The organism is Novosphingobium guangzhouense (genome assembly GCF_002896965.1).
Classification (GTDB): domain Bacteria; phylum Pseudomonadota; class Alphaproteobacteria; order Sphingomonadales; family Sphingomonadaceae; genus Novosphingobium; species Novosphingobium guangzhouense.
In genome coordinates, this window is the sequence record NZ_LYMM01000051.1 from 237032 (window position 1) to 254119 (window position 17088).

At 63.1% G+C, this 17088-nt stretch carries 11 protein-coding genes; 10 read left to right on the plus strand and 1 reads right to left on the minus strand.

The genetic code is table 11. The features are described 5' to 3' along the window. The first annotated feature begins 5 nt into the window (after positions 1-5). The 10 genes from glpD to yaaA all read left to right on the plus strand — a co-directional run bounded on the left by glpD (position 6) and on the right by yaaA (position 14613). A complete protein-coding gene (gene glpD / locus A8V01_RS19045) occupies positions 6-1553 on the plus strand; it encodes a glycerol-3-phosphate dehydrogenase (RefSeq protein WP_103097877.1) in 1548 nt (515 codons plus the stop codon). Positions 1554-1682: 129 nt separating this feature from the next. Continuing rightward, positions 1683-2936 carry an MFS transporter gene (locus A8V01_RS19050; protein WP_103097878.1) on the plus strand — a complete coding sequence of 418 codons (1254 nt, stop codon included), beginning with the start codon at positions 1683-1685 and terminating at the stop codon, positions 2934-2936. A 4-nt stretch (positions 2937-2940) separates the two neighbouring features. Next, on the plus strand, positions 2941-5340 hold the full coding sequence (locus A8V01_RS19055) for a glycoside hydrolase family 31 protein (protein WP_103097879.1): 2400 nt from the start codon (positions 2941-2943) through the stop codon (positions 5338-5340). A gap of 267 nt (positions 5341-5607) precedes the next feature. Beyond that, entirely contained in the window at positions 5608-7851 is a 2244-nt protein-coding gene (locus A8V01_RS19060) for a TonB-dependent receptor (protein ID WP_103097880.1), read from the plus strand. 87 nt (positions 7852-7938) lie between these two features. After that, positions 7939-9252: an alpha/beta hydrolase family protein gene (locus A8V01_RS19065; protein ID WP_103097881.1), complete on the plus strand. Its 1314-nt coding sequence runs from the start codon at positions 7939-7941 to the stop codon at positions 9250-9252. Between the two features lie 25 nt (positions 9253-9277). Beyond that, the gene (locus A8V01_RS19070; RefSeq protein WP_170065992.1) at positions 9278-10687 is read left to right on the plus strand and encodes a carboxylesterase/lipase family protein; all 1410 of its coding nucleotides are present in this window, start codon (positions 9278-9280) and stop codon (positions 10685-10687) included. Between the two features lie 186 nt (positions 10688-10873). Next, positions 10874-12082, plus strand: coding sequence for a D-mannonate dehydratase ManD (gene manD / locus A8V01_RS19075; protein ID WP_103097883.1), 1209 nt, complete (start codon positions 10874-10876; stop codon positions 12080-12082). 11 nt (positions 12083-12093) lie between these two features. Next, the gene (locus A8V01_RS19080) at positions 12094-13005 is read left to right on the plus strand and encodes a sugar kinase (protein WP_103097884.1); all 912 of its coding nucleotides are present in this window, start codon (positions 12094-12096) and stop codon (positions 13003-13005) included. Positions 13006-13066: 61 nt separating this feature from the next. Next, complete coding sequence (locus tag A8V01_RS19085; RefSeq protein WP_342747401.1) at positions 13067-13816, plus strand: FadR/GntR family transcriptional regulator; 750 nt, start codon at positions 13067-13069, stop codon at positions 13814-13816. Between the two features lie 44 nt (positions 13817-13860). Next, positions 13861-14613: a peroxide stress protein YaaA gene (gene yaaA, locus A8V01_RS19090; protein WP_103097886.1), complete on the plus strand. Its 753-nt coding sequence runs from the start codon at positions 13861-13863 to the stop codon at positions 14611-14613. Positions 14614-14637: 24 nt separating this feature from the next. On the opposite strand, the gene A8V01_RS19095 is transcribed toward yaaA, so the two are convergent. Beyond that, positions 14638-16707 (minus strand): putative bifunctional diguanylate cyclase/phosphodiesterase, encoded by a 2070-nt coding sequence (locus A8V01_RS19095; RefSeq protein WP_103097887.1) that lies wholly within the window; start codon positions 16705-16707, stop codon positions 14638-14640. Positions 16708-17088 lie beyond the last annotated feature (381 nt).

The window sequence follows — 17088 nt, forward strand, 5'->3', positions numbered from 1 at the left end:
GTCGAATGCCTTCTTCGGACAGTTCGGTGCCGCTGGGTGCCGCTTGGGTGCCGTTAGGTGCCGTTGAGTGCACCTACGATCTGCTCGTCGTCGGCGGCGGAATCAATGGCGCGGGGATCGCCCGTGACGCCGCAGGGCGCGGACTTTCGGTGCTGCTGGTGGAGAAGGAAGACCTTGCCCAGCACACTTCCTCGGCCAGCACGAAGCTGATCCACGGGGGCCTGCGCTACCTTGAATACGGCGAATTCCGGCTCGTGCGCGAAGCCCTGATAGAGCGCGAACGGCTGCTCTCCATGGCGCCGCACATCATCTGGCCGCTGTCGTTCGTCCTGCCGCAAGTCAACAGTCTGCGCCCCGCCTGGCTGGTGCGGCTGGGCCTGTTCCTTTACGATCATCTCGGCGGCCGCAAGGTGCTCCCCGCCACCCGCACGATCCCGCAGCTGGACCGCGATCCGTGCGGTAACGGACTGAAATCCGGGGCAAAAGCATTCGTCTATTCGGACTGCTGGGTAGAAGACAGCCGGCTCGTCGTGCTCAACGCAATGGACGCCGAAGCCCGCGGCGCCCGCATCCGCACCCGCACCCGCCTCGTCTCCGCAGAGCGCGCCGACGGCCTGTGGACCGCGAAGATTTCCGACGCGCAAGGGGAGCACAAAGTCCGCGCCCGCGCCCTCGTGAACGCCGCCGGGCCGTGGGTGGCGGACGTGATCGCCCGCGTCCCCGATGGCCGCAGCGATCGTGGAGTGCGGCTGATCAAGGGCAGCCATATCGTGGTCCCGCGCCTATACGAAGGCGACCATGCATTCCTGCTGCAAAACCCCGACAAACGCGTGGTTTTCGCGATTCCCTATCAGGGCGAATTCACCCTTGTCGGCACCACTGACGAAGCCTGGAACGAAGCTCCCGGCGCCGCCGCGATCTCGGCGGCGGAGACGCGCTATCTCCTCGATACGGTGGCCCGCTACTTCACCCGTCCGGTGGGCGAGGGCGATCTTGTCTGGAGCTATGCCGGCATCCGGCCGCTCTACGATGATCGCGCCAGCAGCGCATCGGCAGTGACCCGCGACTATGTGCTTGATCTTGACGCAGAAGATGGCCGCGCGCCGATGCTCAACATCTTTGGCGGCAAGATCACCACTTATCGCAAGCTGGCGGAGCACGCGCTGGAAAAGCTGGCCCCGCTGCTCTCACCCAAATCCGGCGCCTGGACCGCCGCGGCCACGTTGCCCGGTGGCGACATGCCCGATGCGGACTTCGAGCGCTTCGCCGCCGCCCTGATCGCCGACCGCCCGAATCTGCCCGTCGCCCTCCTTCGCCGCCTTGCCCGTGCCTACGGCACTCGCGTCACCACCTTGCTGGAGGATGCGCACGATCTGGAGGGACTCGGCCACCACTTCGGCGGCGACCTTTATGCCGCCGAGGTTGATTATCTGGCGCGCCACGAATGGGCACGCACTGGCCGCGATGTGCTGTTCAGGCGCTCCAAACTGGGCTTGAAACTCGACAATTCGGTCGAATCCGCGCTCGACGACCACCTTGCAGAGTGGTCATAATTTGGCTTGTCCAGAATGGTAAGACCTCTCTGGACATGGCGGTTTTCCGCGACTAATCAACGATAAGAATCTTGGGAGACAGAGCATGAAGGCGGTCGGAAACCGGACGCGGGCCAAGGGAGCGGGGCGGTGAGAACCGTGCGTCACTTGCGCTGGTGGATCGTCGCGCTGATCTGCGTGGGCACGATCCTCAACTACCTCGCTCGCAATTCGCTGGGCGCACTGGCTCCCGAACTGACGAACGTGCTGCACATCTCCACCGAGCAGTATAGCTACATCGTCGGTGCCTTTCAGTTGGCCTACACCGTGATGCAGCCCGTATGCGGCTGGATCGTTGATCGAGTGGGCCTGCAGGTCGGTTTCGCGCTTTTCGCCGCAGCATGGTCGCTTGCCAACATGGCCCACGCTTTCGCTGGCGGCTGGATGGGGCTGGCCTTCTTCCGCGGTTTGCTGGGTATGAGCGAGGCTGCGGCGATTCCCTCGGGCATGAAGGCCATCGCTGAATGGTTCCCCGCAAAGGAGCGCTCGGTCGCCACCGGCTGGTTCAATGCGGGCACCTCGCTGGGCGCGCTGATCGCGCCGCCGCTGGTCATCGCCGTCTCGCTTGCGGCGGACTGGCGTGCGGCCTTTCTCGTCACCGGCGGCGTAGGCCTGTTCTGGGCCTATGGCTGGTATCGCCTTTATCGGTCTCCGCAAAAGCACTGGGCGATCACCCCTGAAGAGCGTGCTTATATCGAGCATGATCGCCCGCTCGTGCCCGCCCGGCGCGCCTCCGCGAAAGAGATCGTGTCCAGCCCGCGCTTCTGGTCGATCGCCATCCCGCGCTTCCTGGCGGAGCCGGCCTGGCAGACTTTCAGCTTCTGGATTCCGCTCTATCTCGCGCACGAACGCGGGATGGACATCAAGCAGATCGCGATGTTCGCCTGGTTGCCGTTCCTTGCTGCGGATCTTGGCGGGGTGCTGGGTGGCTATCTTTCCCCGTTCTTCATGAAGCGCTTCGGGATGAGCCTCATCCCCTCACGCGTTACCGCGATCAGCCTTGCCGCCGTTCTGATGATCGCGCCGGGCTGCATCGGTCTTGCCGCCGATCCTTATACCGCGATCGCTCTGTTCTGTATCGGCGGCTTCGCGCACCAGATCATTTCGGTGCTCATCAACACGCTGAGCGCTGACGTTTTCTCGCCCGAGGAAGTGGGCACCGCCAATGGCTTCGTCGGACAGGCGGGCTGGCTGGGCGGGCTGCTGTTCTCGCTGCTGATCGGACAACTGGCCGACAGCGTGGGCTATGCGCCGCTGTTCGCCTGTCTTTCGGTTTTCGACCTTGTCGGCGCCGCCGTGCTGATCGCCATGATCGGCCGCCTGCGCCCTGCCGTTTCGGAGTAAGTTCATGCGTCAAGCGACCCTCTCCCGCCCGCCGCTGTTCCACGTCGCCGAGCGCGATACCGGCCGTGTAACCCTGCGCAGCGACACGTCTGCCGTGGCGCACGTTTTCGTGCTGGAGGAGGACGTTGTGCGCCTGCTTCTGCTGCCCGAAGGCAGTGTGAAGGGGCCGCCCAGCTGGGCTGTCGCGCCCGGTGCAGAGGACGTCGCTGAACCCGGCCGCGATCGCATGAGCGTGGAGGGCTTCGCCTGCCCCGACTACCGCCTTGACGAAACAGGCGGCACGCTGGTCATCGAGACAGCGCACATGCGCCTGACCATCCGCCTCGACGGTTTCCACTGCCGCTGGGAGCAGCGCTTTGGCGACGGTTGGCAGCTGATGATGGCCGACCGCCCCACCCAAAGCTACGACTTCGGCTGGTGGGACGGGCGCGTTGCTCACTACGTCGCGCGTCCGGCGGGGGAGCGCTACTACGGGCTGGGCGAGCGTTCGGGCGGCATGGACCGGGCAGGGCGTCGGCTGCGCATGACCAACCTCGACCCGATGGGCTACGACGCGCAGAGTTCGGACCCGCTCTACAAGACGATCCCCTACCTGCTCGTCGCCGATGCGCAGAACGTGTGCCATGGTGCGTTCTACGACATAATGGCCGACGTGACCGTCGATCTGGGCGAGGAACTGGACAACTACCACGGCCATTACCGCTCTGTAGTGGCGGAAAGTGGTGACCTTGACCTCTACATGATCGCCGGGCCGGATGCGCTGGCGGTGACGCGCCGGTTCACCTGGCTGACCGGCCGCCCCGCGCTGATGCCGCGCTGGGCGCTGGGCTATTCCGGCTCGACGATGACCTATACCGACGCCCCCGATGCGCAGGCGCGGATGCAGGACTTCGTGGACAAGCTGGAGGAGCACGACATCGGCTGCACCTCGTTCCACTTGTCTTCGGGCTACACCTCGATCGGGCCGAAGCGGTACGTTTTCAACTGGAACCGCGACAAGTTCCCCGATCCCGCCGCCTTCGTCGAGGGATACCGCGCGGCGGGGATCGAACTCGTACCCAACATCAAGCCTGCGTTCCTGCGCGATCATCCGCGTTTTGCCGAACTGGCCGAGGCGGGCCTGCTGGTCGCCGATGCGGATGGTACGCCGACAGAGGTGCAGTTCTGGGATGAACTGGGCTCGTTCATCGACCTGACCAAGCCGGAAGGCGCGGCCTGGTGGCGGGCGCAAGTGAAGGAGGCGTTGCTGGACTACGGCATCCGTTCGACTTGGAACGACAACAACGAATATGGCGTGTGGGATCGGCGGGCGCTGTTCGATTTCTTCGGCTCCCCCCGACCGGCTGCCGAGGCGCGGCCGCTGCAGTCTCTGTTGATGATGCGTGCCTCGCGGCGGGCTCAGGTGGAACATGATGGCGCGCGGCGCCCTTATGTGGTGTCGCGCAGCGGCATGGCGGGGCTCCACCGCTATGCGCAGACGTGGACGGGCGATAACCGCACTGACTGGAAGACGATCCGCTATAACGCCAAGATGGGGTTGGGGCTGGCGCTTTCGGGTGTGTCCAACAGCGGGCATGACGTGGGGGGCTTCGCGGGCCGCAAGCCCGAACCGGAACTGTTCCTGCGCTGGGTGCAGGCGGGCGTACTGATGCCGCGCTTCTCGATCCATAGCTGGAACGATGACGCCAGCGTCAATGAGCCTTGGATGTACCCGGAACAGCTGCCCGCCATGCGCCGCCTGATGGCGCTGCGCCAGACGCTGATTCCGTACTTTTCGGACCTGTTGTGGCGCTATCATCGCGATTACGAGCCGGTTTCGCGCCCCCTATGGCTGGACTTCCCCGAAGACGCGGCCGCCTGGAAGGACGATGACACGCATCTGCTGGGCCGTGACCTCCTGGTCGTTCTTGCCTGCGAAGAGGGTGTGGAAACCGTTGAGGCGACGTTGCCGGCGGCGGCCGACTGGATCGATCCCTGGACCGGCGCTGTCCGTTCGGGCGGCGAGGCCGTAACTCTTGCGGCGCCCCTGGAGGGTTTGCCGCCGGTGCTGGCACGTGCGGGGAGCGCTATTCCGGTCAATCTTGCCTCTGGCGGTGTAAAGCCGGGCGTCTTCGAGCGCGGCCTCTGGCTGTTCCCGCCGACGCGCGGGGAAGCTGCCGAATGGTCTTTCCACGAAGACGACGGCGAAGGATACGGCGATGCCGACGTGTGGAGCGGCACTTGCCGCGCCACTCCGGACGCCGTTACCGTGACCTTGGCACGAAGCGGCAGAGGCGTCTTTGGGGACGAAACGATCACGCTGCTTCTTCCACCCGGCGATTCGCGAAAGCTGACGGTGGATGGCTATGCCTGCACGGCATTCGAGCATGACGGACGTAAGGCCGTTCGCATCACGGTGGCCTGACCGCGCAGGATACTGGTCAACACGTGGCTTGGCGGTGCCTAGCCCTATGAAAACACGATAATATATTGGTTGTATGCTCTCCTGGATGCCCGCGCGTCCGGGGGATCCTACGCGTGATCGCGTTTGGCAGCGTACCGCTTTGAGACAAATTATACGAATAGAGCAAAACATTTATTGCTATTGGTAAGGTCAGTTGATAATCCGCTGACCACAGGCTGAAAAAGCCGCTGGGATGACCTTCGCTGGACGAAGGGGAGGAGAAAATAGATGAAACTTTGGCATCACCTCTGCGCAACCACGATCATTGCGGGCGCCGGCGCGTTCGCCGTGCCTGCAATGGCACAAGATGCGACGGCTCCCGCGCAGGCAAGTGCGGCGGCTGACAACTATGGCGGCGACATCATCGTGACCGCCAACAAGCGCTCCGAAAGCGTGCAGGAAGTGCCGCTGGCCGTCTCGGTCGTGGCGCCTGGCAAGCTTCAGACGGCGGGTGTCAGCGGGTTTCAGGATCTTTACAAGGTCGCGCCTTCGCTGCGCATCAACCCGGCCCAGCAGCCGCAGAGCGCCAACATTTCGCTGCGCGGTGTCGGCACTTATGCCTTTGGCATCGGCGTGGAGCCCAGCGTCGCGGTTCTGATCGACGAAGTGCCGCTGGCCTTCCAGGCACGCGCCTTCACCGACCTGCCCGACGTGGAGCGCCTTGAAGTGCTGCGCGGTCCGCAGAGCACGCTCTACGGCAAGGCCGCTTCGGCGGGCCTCATCAACCTCATCACCCGCGGGCCCACCGACACGCTTGAAATGCGCGTCAACGGCAAGGTCACCAGCGACGATGAAGTCGCCAGCAGCTTCAGCGTTTCCGGCCCGCTCACCGATACCCTCGGTTTCATCGTCTCTGGCAGCTATTCGTGGTGGGACGGCAATGTCCGCAACATCACGCTGAACAAGGACGTCAACAGCCGTAAGGCGTCCAGCTTCCGTGGCAAGCTGAAGTGGGAGCCCAGCAGCGACGTCGCCATCACGCTGGCGGCCAACTACAACGACGGCGAAACCCATTCGGGCATGCCGTTCATCAATCTGGCTGACGGCGCGCTCTATCGCGGCCGGGCCGGGTACACGGCCGACGTTGCGCTGCCCGGCATCACGGTCGGTCCCAACAACCAGCAGGTTGTAGACAATGTCGATTCGGGCACCGACTACCACGGATACGGCGGCTACCTGCGCGGCGAATTCGGCATCGGCGACATGACGCTGACTTCGATCACGTCCTACGACCGTTTCAAGCTGCACGATTTCGTCGACCAGGATCAGACCGTTGCTCCGATCGACGGAAACAACATTGAGCGCGGCACCTTCAACTCCGAAATGGTGACGCAGGAAGTGCGCCTGCAGTCGCCTGCGGAGGACAAGTTCCGCTATACCGTTGGCGTCTACTTCGCCGATACCAGCTTCAACCGCCCGTTCTATCGCGGCCCTGAATTCTCGCTGGCACAGTGGTTCGCCACTGCCAAGCAGCGTCAGATCGCCGGTTTCGTGCAGGCGGACTGGGAACTGGTGCAGGGCCTGACGCTGACCGGCGGCGCGCGCCTGCAGAACGAGAAGGTGTCGTACACCTTCAACGACATCTACAACGGCAACGGCTACTGGTCGGGCAATGCCAGCGACACCGCCGATACCTACAAGGCCAGTGTCCGATACGAATTTACGCCTGATATCAGCATGTTCGGCACCTTTGCTACCGGCTACAAGGGCCAGACCTACGATTTGTCCACCGGCTTCAACGCGACCCGTGCGGCGGCTGGGGCGATCAAGCCCGAAACGTCGAAGGACTGGGAACTGGGCCTGCGTAGCCAGTTCCTTGACCGCGCCGTCACGCTCAACGTCACGCTGTTCAACACCACGTACAAGAACCTGCAGGCACAGCAGATCGAAACGATCGGTGACACGCAGTACTTCCGCCTAACCAACGTGGGCGGACTGCGCACGCGCGGTATCGAAACCGAAATCTTCCTGCGTCCCGCGCAGGATCTGACGCTGAGCGCGGCCGGCACCTATCTTGATGCCAAGTACACTTCGTTTGAAGGCGCTGCCTGCTACGTCGGCCAGACCGAGGCGCAGGGCTGCACCGGAGGATCGGTGAAGAGCCAGGACCTGACCGGTGAGCGGCTGACCTCGCCCACCTGGAACCTGCAGGCCAGCGCGGACTTCACGCCTGCATTGACTGACGCCTTGCGTGGTGTCGCTCAGGTCGGTTGGCAGTACCAGAGCGCGACCCACGCCAATGATCCGGCGACCCAGATGGATGCCTTCCATATCGTCAACCTTGGGATTGGCGTGCGCGCCGAGGACAAGGCCTGGGAAGTGGTGGCCTTCGTCAACAACGTGTTCGATCAGCAGTATTACGCCACCATCATCAACCGTGCGAGCTTCTTCGGAAACAGTGCAGCAGCCAACGCGATCCTCCCGCGTGATTTCCGCCGCTATGGCGGGGTCCGGTTCAACCTGAATTTCTGAAGCAGGGTCGGGGGCGCTGGTCGCCCCCGATTTCGTTGGGAGGTGCGGGCAGCGCAAGGTCCGCACCTCCTGCCTTCTGCCAGGGAGATGACGATGCTTCGCGTGCTGTTGCCTCTGATGCTTGCCGCTGCCGCTCCGCTGGCCATTGCTGCCGGACAGGCTCCTGCCTCACCCACCATTCCCGGACCAGATGCGCCGGAACTTGCGGCGCTTGGCAGCCTTGCCGTCGGCACAAGCAGCATCGAGCTGGTTCAGCCGGACCAGCTTGACCCGCTGCACGGCACTGACAAACCCGCGACAGTCGATCGCCATCTGAAGGTTCGGTTGTGGTATCCCGCAGGTGCTGGCGGCCCCGCGATAACTTATCAGGCGCCGTTGCCCGGAGAAGACGGTGAGGACGTGTCGTTCACCGTCCCCGGCGTGGCGGCAGAAAATGTGCCCGTCGCAAAAGGGCGCTTTCCGCTGGTCATCCTCGCGCACGGTTACAGCAACAGCCCCGAAGTGCTTGCCTGGCTGGGCGAGAACCTTGCGAGCAAGGGCTACATCGTCGCCGCGCCCGCTTTCCGCGATCCGGCGATCAGCATCCGCACCGATGCGGCAAGAGCAGGGCCGCTCTCTCGCCGCCCGCTAGACATAGCCTTCGTTGCGTCAGAGGTGGCGCGGCTGGCCGGGCGAGGAGAGGGTGTCTTCGCCGCCGTTGACATTAGCCGCACGGCGCTGGTTGGCTATTCGATGGGCGGCTACGGCGTGCTCACAGCGGCAGGAGCGCCGCTAGATCCCGCCATGGCCGACAGAACGCGCGGCGTGCTGGCGCCTTACGTAAAGGGCGGCGCAAAGGCCGGTACTCTCAAGGTGCCCCATCTCAAAGCGGTCGTGGCGATCGCGCCTGCGGGTGGAGCGCCGGGGCTGCAGCCATGGGCTGCGCCCGGTGTGGCGGCGATCAACGCGCCCACGCTCTACATCGTCGGCAGTCAGGACAGGGCGGTCGGTTACGATCCCGGCGTGCGCAGCCTGTTCGACGCGCAAATCCATGCCGCACGCTATCTACTGACCTTCCGCGAGGCCGGACACAGCATCGCCCTGACTGGCGCTCCGCCTGAAGCCCGCGCGAAGTTCTGGGATTTCGAGTGGTTCGAGGATGCGGTCTGGCGCAAGGACCGTTTGCTGGCGGTGCAGGCGCATTTCATCACCGCCTTTCTCGACCGCACGGTCAAGGGAGACGAGGCCAAGGCCGGCTACATGGACGGGCTGGTGGTGGATTCCAACGCGGGAAAATGGGCCGATGCCCCCGGAGGGCGCTACTCCGGCTACAGCCCCGGCGCTCCGGCGGCCAGCTTGTGGAAAGGCTTCCAGCCCAACAAGGCGGCAGGCATGTCGCTGGAGTTCAAACCCGCTTCCTGAGCATCCGCGCAACCGGGAGATGACTATGCACAAGTTGACGATCACGCTGGGCCTGCTGGCCCTCGCCTCCGCTGGCCACGCCGAGGATGTCCCTCCGCCGCTGGTGACGGTCGAGCAGGGCACGGTCTCGGGCGTAGATGCCGATGGCGTGACCGCGTTCAAGGGGATCCCCTTCGCGGCGCCGCCGGTGGGCGACTTGCGCTGGCGCGCGCCGCAGCCTGCCGCGATGTGGGAAGGCGTGCGCAATGGCGCGGCTTACGGCCACGATTGCATGCAGAACTACAGCGCAGTGCCGCTGCCGCCGGGTTCGGCGCCTTCGGAGGACTGTCTCTACGTCAACGTCTGGCGCCCCTCGGGCGAGGCGACGAAGCTGCCGGTGCTGGTGTGGATCTATGGCGGCGGCTTCGTGAACGGTTCGGCCTCACGCCTGATCTACACGGGTACGCGCCTTGCGCAGCAGGGGGTGATGGTCGTCAGTTTCAACTACCGCCTCGGCCGCTTCGGGACTTTCGCGCATCCGGCGCTGACCAAAGTCAGGGAGGATGGCAACCGCCTCGCCAACTATGGTTTCATGGACCAGATCGCGGCGATGGAGTGGATCAAGCGCAACGTCGCTGCCTTCGGCGGTGATCCGCATAACATCACTATCATGGGAGAAAGCGCGGGCGGCATGTCGGTACACAACCTCGTTACCGCACCGGCGACCCAAGGCAAGGATCTCTTCCAGCGCGCGGTCGTCATGTCAGGCGGCAGTGGATCGGCGATCAAGACTGCCACCCTCAAGGACGCCGAGGCGATCGGGCTGGCCTTTGCCAAGGCAGAGCGCGTAGCCGCCAACGATCCGCAGGCACTGGCAAAGCTGCGGGCGATCTCCGCGAAGAACGTTACTGGCGATATCAAGCTGGGCACCGTGTTGACGGGTGGCCCGCGCACGTTCTCATCCCCGTTTCCTCTGGGCGATGCAGCGGCAGATGTGGCTGCGGCCTACAAGGCGGGGCGCTTCGCAAAGGTGCCGACCATCATCGGCGCAACCAGCGGTGACCTTGGCGGCAAAGATGGCATGATGATCAAGGGCGCGCGCGACCTTGCGGGGACCATCGCCGCGCAAGGCGTGCCGACGTGGTACTATCGTTTCTCCTACGTCTCCGATGCGGCGGTCACGCCCAAGAGCGACGGCGCCATTCACGCCGACGACCTGCCCTATTTCTTCGACACTGTGGACATCAAGTACGGCGCGAAAACCCGCGCCGCCGATCAGGCAATGGGCCACACGATCGCGACTTACGTCGCCAACTTCGTGAAGGCGGGCAACCCCAACGGCAAGACCGTGCCCCAGTGGCCCGGCTATGCCGGAGCAGGCGGCCAGATGATGGATTTCACGATCGATGGCAATGCCCAGGTCGGCCCCGATACCTGGGCTACGCCTGCGCCCTGAACAAGCTCTCCCAACCTGCTCTGACGGCAGGACTTCGCCGGGCGGTCTCCGAGATCGTCCGGCGTCTTTTTTCAACATTTCGGAGTCATCTGACGTATTGCATCAATGAGGTAAGGCCAATATGAAGATGCAAGAAGGCGAGTCAGTGCGGGCAGGGGTCCGCCCGGCTCTCAAGGGAGATCACCAGTGAAGATCACTTCGGCCAAGGTCATCGTGACCTGCCCCGGTCGCAATTTCGTGACGCTCAAGATCATGACCGATCAGGGTGTCTACGGCATCGGTGACGCCACCATGAACGGGCGTGAGAAGGCGGTCGTCGCGTATCTCGAAGATCACGTCATTCCCTGCATCGTCGGCATGGACCCGCGCCGGATCGAAGATATCTGGCAGTATCTCTATCGCGGGGCTTACTGGCGTCGTGGCCCGGTGACCATGCGCGCGATCGCGGCTGTCGATGTGGCCCTGTGGGATATCAAGGCCAAGATGGCAGGCATGCCGCTTTACCAGCTGCTTGGCGGCCGCAGCCGCGACGGCGTAATGGTCTACGGCCATGCCAACGGCAGCGACATTGCCGAGACCGTCGACGCGGTCGGCCAGTACATCGATCTTGGTTACAAGGCGATCCGCGCGCAGACCGGCGTTCCGGGCATCAAGGATGCTTATGGTGTCGGCCGTGGCAAGCTGTTCTACGAACCGGCGGATGCGGCGCTTCCCTCGGTCACTGGCTGGGATACGCGAAAGGCACTGAACTATGTGCCCAAGCTGTTCGAAAAGCTGCGCGAGACGTATGGTTTCGATCATCACCTGCTGCATGACGGCCATCACCGCTACACCCCGCAGGAAGCCGCCAACCTTGGCAAGATGCTTGAGCCTTACCAGCTGTTCTGGCTGGAAGACGTTACCCCTGCCGAGAACCAGGAGGCGTTCAAGCTGATCCGTCAGCACACCGTCACTCCGCTGGCGGTGGGCGAGATCTTCAATACGATCTGGGATGCCAAGGATCTGATCCAGAACCAGCTGATCGACTATGTCCGCTGCACCATAGTCAGCGCGGGCGGCGTCACGCATTTGCGCCGCATCGCCGATCTTGCCGCGCTCTACCAGATCCGCACCGGCAGCCACGGCGCCACCGACTTGTCGCCGGTAACGATGGGCACCGCGCTGCATTTCGACACGTGGGTTCCGAACTTCGGCATCCAGGAATACATGCGCCACACCGAAGAAACCGACGCGGTGTTCCCTCATGACTACCACTTCGAGGCAGGCGAACTCTTCTGCGGTGAAACGCCCGGCCATGGTGTCGACATCGACGAGGAACTGGCCGCCAAGTATCCCTACAAGCCCGCCTATCTGCCGGTTGCCCGGCTGGAAGACGGGACGATGTGGAATTGGTAAAAAGCCGTCCCATGGCAAGGATCGTGTGTCTTGGCGAGGCGATGGTTGAATTGTCCGGCTCCGGTCCGGCGGCGGGTTGGAATGTAGGGTTCGGCGGCGATACGCTGAACACGGCTGTTCATCTTGCCCGCTTTGGGCACGACGTTGCCTATATGACGGCTCTTGGTAAGGACGCATTCAGCGCAGGTCTGTGCAAGGCATGGGCGGCGGAGGGGATCGACTGCGGGCTCGTCCTGCGGCACCCCACGCGACAGTCGGGGCTCTACGCGATCACTACCGACCTTTCGGGCGAACGCAGCTTCACCTACTGGCGCGAGACGAGCGCGGCACGGGCGCTGTTCGAACTTGAAACGGTGAGCGAGGCGATGGATGTGGCCGAGACTGCCGATCTCCTGTGCTTTTCCCTGATATCTCTGGCCATCCTGCCGGCAGCGGGGCGCCAGCAACTGTTGCGGCTGGCAGGGCGCGTTCGCGATCACGGAGGGATCGTCGCCTTCGACGGGAATTACCGCCCACGGCTTTGGGAATCGGTCGAGGCTGCCGCGAACATGCGGGACAAGGCGATCGCTTTTGCCGACATCGGCCTGCCGACCTTCGAAGATGAGGCGCAGCTGGACGGAGCGGCCTCGCCGCAGGCGGTCGCGGCGCATTGGCAGCGCCTTGGGTGCGGCGAAGTGCTTGTCAAGCTGGGTGCGCAAGGTTGCCTGCTGCCTGACGGCTCTGCCTGTCCGGTGCCAAGCACGCTGAGCCCTGTCGACACCAGCGGTGCAGGCGATGCCTTCAACGGCGGCTACCTTGCCGCGCGCATGCAGGGGGTTCCAGTGGCGCAAGCGGCTCTGGTCGGGCATCGTTTGGCAGGCTGGAATGTCATGCGGCCCGGCGCCATCCCAGCTGTTGACGAAGAGGCGCCTTACGCGACTTGAAGTGGTAAGATATCTTGCGACTGCCTGCTGCTTGTGACATTCAGGTTGCATGGCGGAACGCTTGAAACTCTACCAGCGCGTGGCGCACGAGATCGAACAAGGGATCAGGAGCGGGCAATATGCGGCGGGCAGTCGTCTGCCCGCTGAGCGCGACCTTGCCGAACAGTTCCACGTCAGCCGGCCCACCATCCGCGAAGCGATGATCGCGCTTGAAATCCGCGAACTGGTGGAAGTACGCCACGGTTCGGGCGTCTATGTCACGGAAGATATGCCGGCGGATCGTACCCCGGCGGAACTCAACGTCGGTGCCTTCGAACTGATCGAAGCACGTATCATGTTCGAGGGCGAGGCCGCCGGCCTTGCCGCCACCGTCATGTCTGACGAGGAAGTGGCCCGCGTTGGTGAAATTCTCGCGCGGATGGAGGCTCTGGACCCTGCGACGGCGGAAGAACTGGCGCTCGACCGCCAGTTCCACATGGCCATCGCTGAGGGCACGCAAAGTTCGCTTGTCGCCCAAACCGTCGAGCACTTGTGGGATTTGCGCGAACAGTCTCCGCTGTGCCGCCACATGTTCGAACAGGCGCGGCAGGTGGGCATCAACCCGCGGCCCGACGAGCATCGCCGTGTTTACGATGCGCTTGTACAGCGCGATTCCGAGCAGGCGCGCTCTGCCATGCGTGCGCACCTGATGCGCGTGTCCGAAGATCTGTTGGCTGTCACCGAACTTCAGCTGATCGAAAAGGCGAAGCAAGAGATCGGCGAAAAGCGGCGGCGCATAGCGCGCAGCCCGCTGGCGGATGCCTCGCACTGAACGGTATTTGACGCACCTGTCGGCCACCGCTACCGCACGACGCGATGATTGCCCTCCTGTCCCCAGCCAAGACGCTCGACTTCGAGCGTGAGCTTCCTCCGCTCGCCGTCTCGACCCCGCACTTCGTCGAGGAGGCTACGGGCCTTGCGCGTTCGGCAGCGAATCTGACGCAAAAGCGCCTGTCGGAACTCATGCATATATCGCCGCGGCTGGCGAAGCTGAACGCCGATCGCTTCCGCGACTTTGCCGACCTGCCGGAACGTCAGGCGCTGTTCGCATTCGCCGGGGACGTTTACACCGGGTTCGAGGCGCATACGCTGGATGAGCCGGGCGTCACCTTCGCGCAGGATCACCTGCGCATGCTCTCGGGCCTCTATGGCTTGCTGCGCCCGCTCGACACGATCAAGCCCTATCGCCTCGAAATGGGTACCCGCTGGGCGCCTCGTCACAAAAGCCTGACCGACTGGTGGGGCGATCGCATCGCTGCCCATCTACGCGAACAGGTGGCCGAGGAAGGATCCGGCGTCATCCTCAACCTCGCCAGCCAGGAATACTTCGCAGCTGTCTCCGGGCGCCTTGCCGGTATCCGGGTGATCGAGGTGGAGTTCCGCGAACCCGGCCCCAATGGCCCCCGTTTCATCAGCTTCAACGCCAAGCGCGCGCGGGGGATGATGGCCCGCTGGATGTGCGAGCATCACATCACCGACATCGATGCAATGCGCGGCTTCGATGCCGATGGCTATCGCTTCGATGCAGAAGAAAGCGACATCGACCGCTGGCGTTTCACGCGAGCCTGAGGGGGCGCCGGGTCATCGTAAAGCTCAGGCGACTTTCGCGAGATCGTCCTGAGCGTTCGCGAAGTAGCCAGGCACTTCGCCCGCCTCGATCGGCTTGCTATAGTAATAGCCCTGAAGGTGCGTACATCCGGCCGATTTCGTCGCGCCGATCAGGTGCGCTTCGCTGATCCCCTCCGCCACCACTTCGGCACCGACATGGCGGGCCATGGTCACGGCAGCTTCCAGCACTGCCACCGACGCCGGATCCTGGCCAAGATCCATGACAAGGCTGCGATCCAGCTTCATCCGGTCGAACTTGAAGCTCTTGACCATCGACAGCGACGAATAGCCCGTCCCGAAATCGTCGAGCGCGATCCGAAAGCCCAGCGTGCGCAGCAGGTTAAGCGTCAGCAGTGCGCGCGTGTTGCGCTCTATCGAAAGCGACTCGGTAACTTCAAGGAACAGGCGATGCGGCGTGACGCCATGGCGCTTGCAGGCATCCAGCAGAAAGCCGCTGAAGCCATCGTGCTGCAACTGCAGGGGCGACAGGTTGATGCTGAGATGCAAGTCTGGCCAGTGCGCGAAATCGGCCAGTGCGCGTTCGATTATCCATTCACCAAGCCGCACCATGAGCCCGCTACGCTCCGCTGCAGGAATGAAGCTTGAAGGTGGTACATCCCCCAGTTCCGGATGACGCCAGCGCACCAATGCTTCAACTTCCTGTGAATCGTCGATGACCGAGTGGATCGGCTGGTAGACCATGCGCAATTGGTTGCGCTCGAATGCGAACTCAAGATCCTTCTCAAGCGCGCGATCGACGGAACGTTCCTGCGCCATAGACTGGTCGAAAGCCGTCGCGCTGTTGCGGCCGCTTTTCTTCGATGCGTAAAGCGCCATGTCGGCATTGCGCAGAATGTCGTCCACCTCATGATCGTGACGGCCGGCGGTAACATCGACCACACCGATCGAGCAGGTCACAGCTACCGCATACCCGCCAAGGCAGAAAGACGGGCGAACCGTATCGACGATCCGCGAAGCGTGGGCGATGCCTTGGGTGTGTTGATCAAGGGGGATGCATGCGGCGAACTCGTCCCCGCCGACCCGCGCCACAATGCCGCCCTTGCCCAGCTGCGCCTTGATCCGTTCGCCGATCAGCCGGACAAGTTCGTCGCCTGCGGCATGGCCGTAGTCGTCGTTGACATGCTTGAAGCGATCCACATCGACGAGCATGCAGGCGAAGCGTCGCCCGTCGCTTGCCGCCAGCAGTTTTGCGACAGCTTCCTGAAAGGCGCGTCGGTTGGGCATGCCGGTGGCAGGGTCGCTGAAGGCCAGATTCTTCACCGCTCGTGCGTTCTGGCGAAACGTCTCCAGTGGACGGGACAGTGCCTGCAATTCCTTGAGGCGGAACGTGCCAATCTCGATGTCGAGATCTCCTTCGGCAAGGCGCTGGACGTTGCCATGCATGCGGCGGATCGCAGGCAGGATGTTGCGGGTAATATCGAAAAGGGCGAGCAGCACGACAAGGATTGTGACTGTGCCGGTGATAAGAACCAACATTTGCCATCGTCCTACCGAGGCGGCCAGCAGTCGCTGCGCGTTTCGCCGCTGGGCATGTGCTCTGTCAACGATCCGTGTGGCAAGGGCCGCCATTGCCGCATTGCGGGCCTCTACCTGAAGGGCAAGCGGCACGCTGGCAGCGCCGTGTTTCTGGATTTCGCGAATCTCTGCAACGTGCCGGTCCAGTTCGGCGAACGGGTTTACTGCCTGCGGGCTTTCATAAGCCGTGATGCCGCTGCTGCGCAGACGTCCCAGTTGATCGCCGATTGCGATCGCCTGATCGGTCAATTCGTCGCTACTGCCGCCCGCGTCGCTTGCGACGAGTCCACGATTGGTCGCCATGCGTAATTTATCGACCGCATCTGCGAACTGGTCGGCGTTTTCAGCGATAGCGGACGAGACGATCAGTGCGGCGCTCTGTTCACGCAGGGCATAGGCTTCACGCTGAGTAACGACCTGCAGCAAGACGGTGAGCGCGACAATAAGCGCAAGGGCACCGATCAGCCGCGTCTCGAGCGACGCGAAAACGCGGGAAAACTTAGAATTATCGTTGAACATCTTGCCCCCGATTGTGTCGGAAACCTTCGGGCTCCCGTACAGTCTTGGGTGCGTGCTAGGTTCTATTTACTAAGAAAATCTGATAAATTCAGTTGCTTAACTGTCATAATACGTCACAAAAATGACGCATTACGAGGATTGGGGTTTGACCTGAGGGGAGTACGGCTAAACGCCGGGCCGGACCAGCTAACGCGCGGTGGTGTGATGGCGTCCGATGTATTGTGGCTCTGTTGGCCATTTGAGTGTGGCTGTTGAAAAGTTTTTTGAATTTAGTGTTTGACCGAATCGTGAGTGGGTCTTAGAGGCCGCTTCACCGCAGCGAAGCACGCTTCTGCAGCGGTCGCCATTCACTGACGGGCACCATGCTCTCCGAGGTTAAAG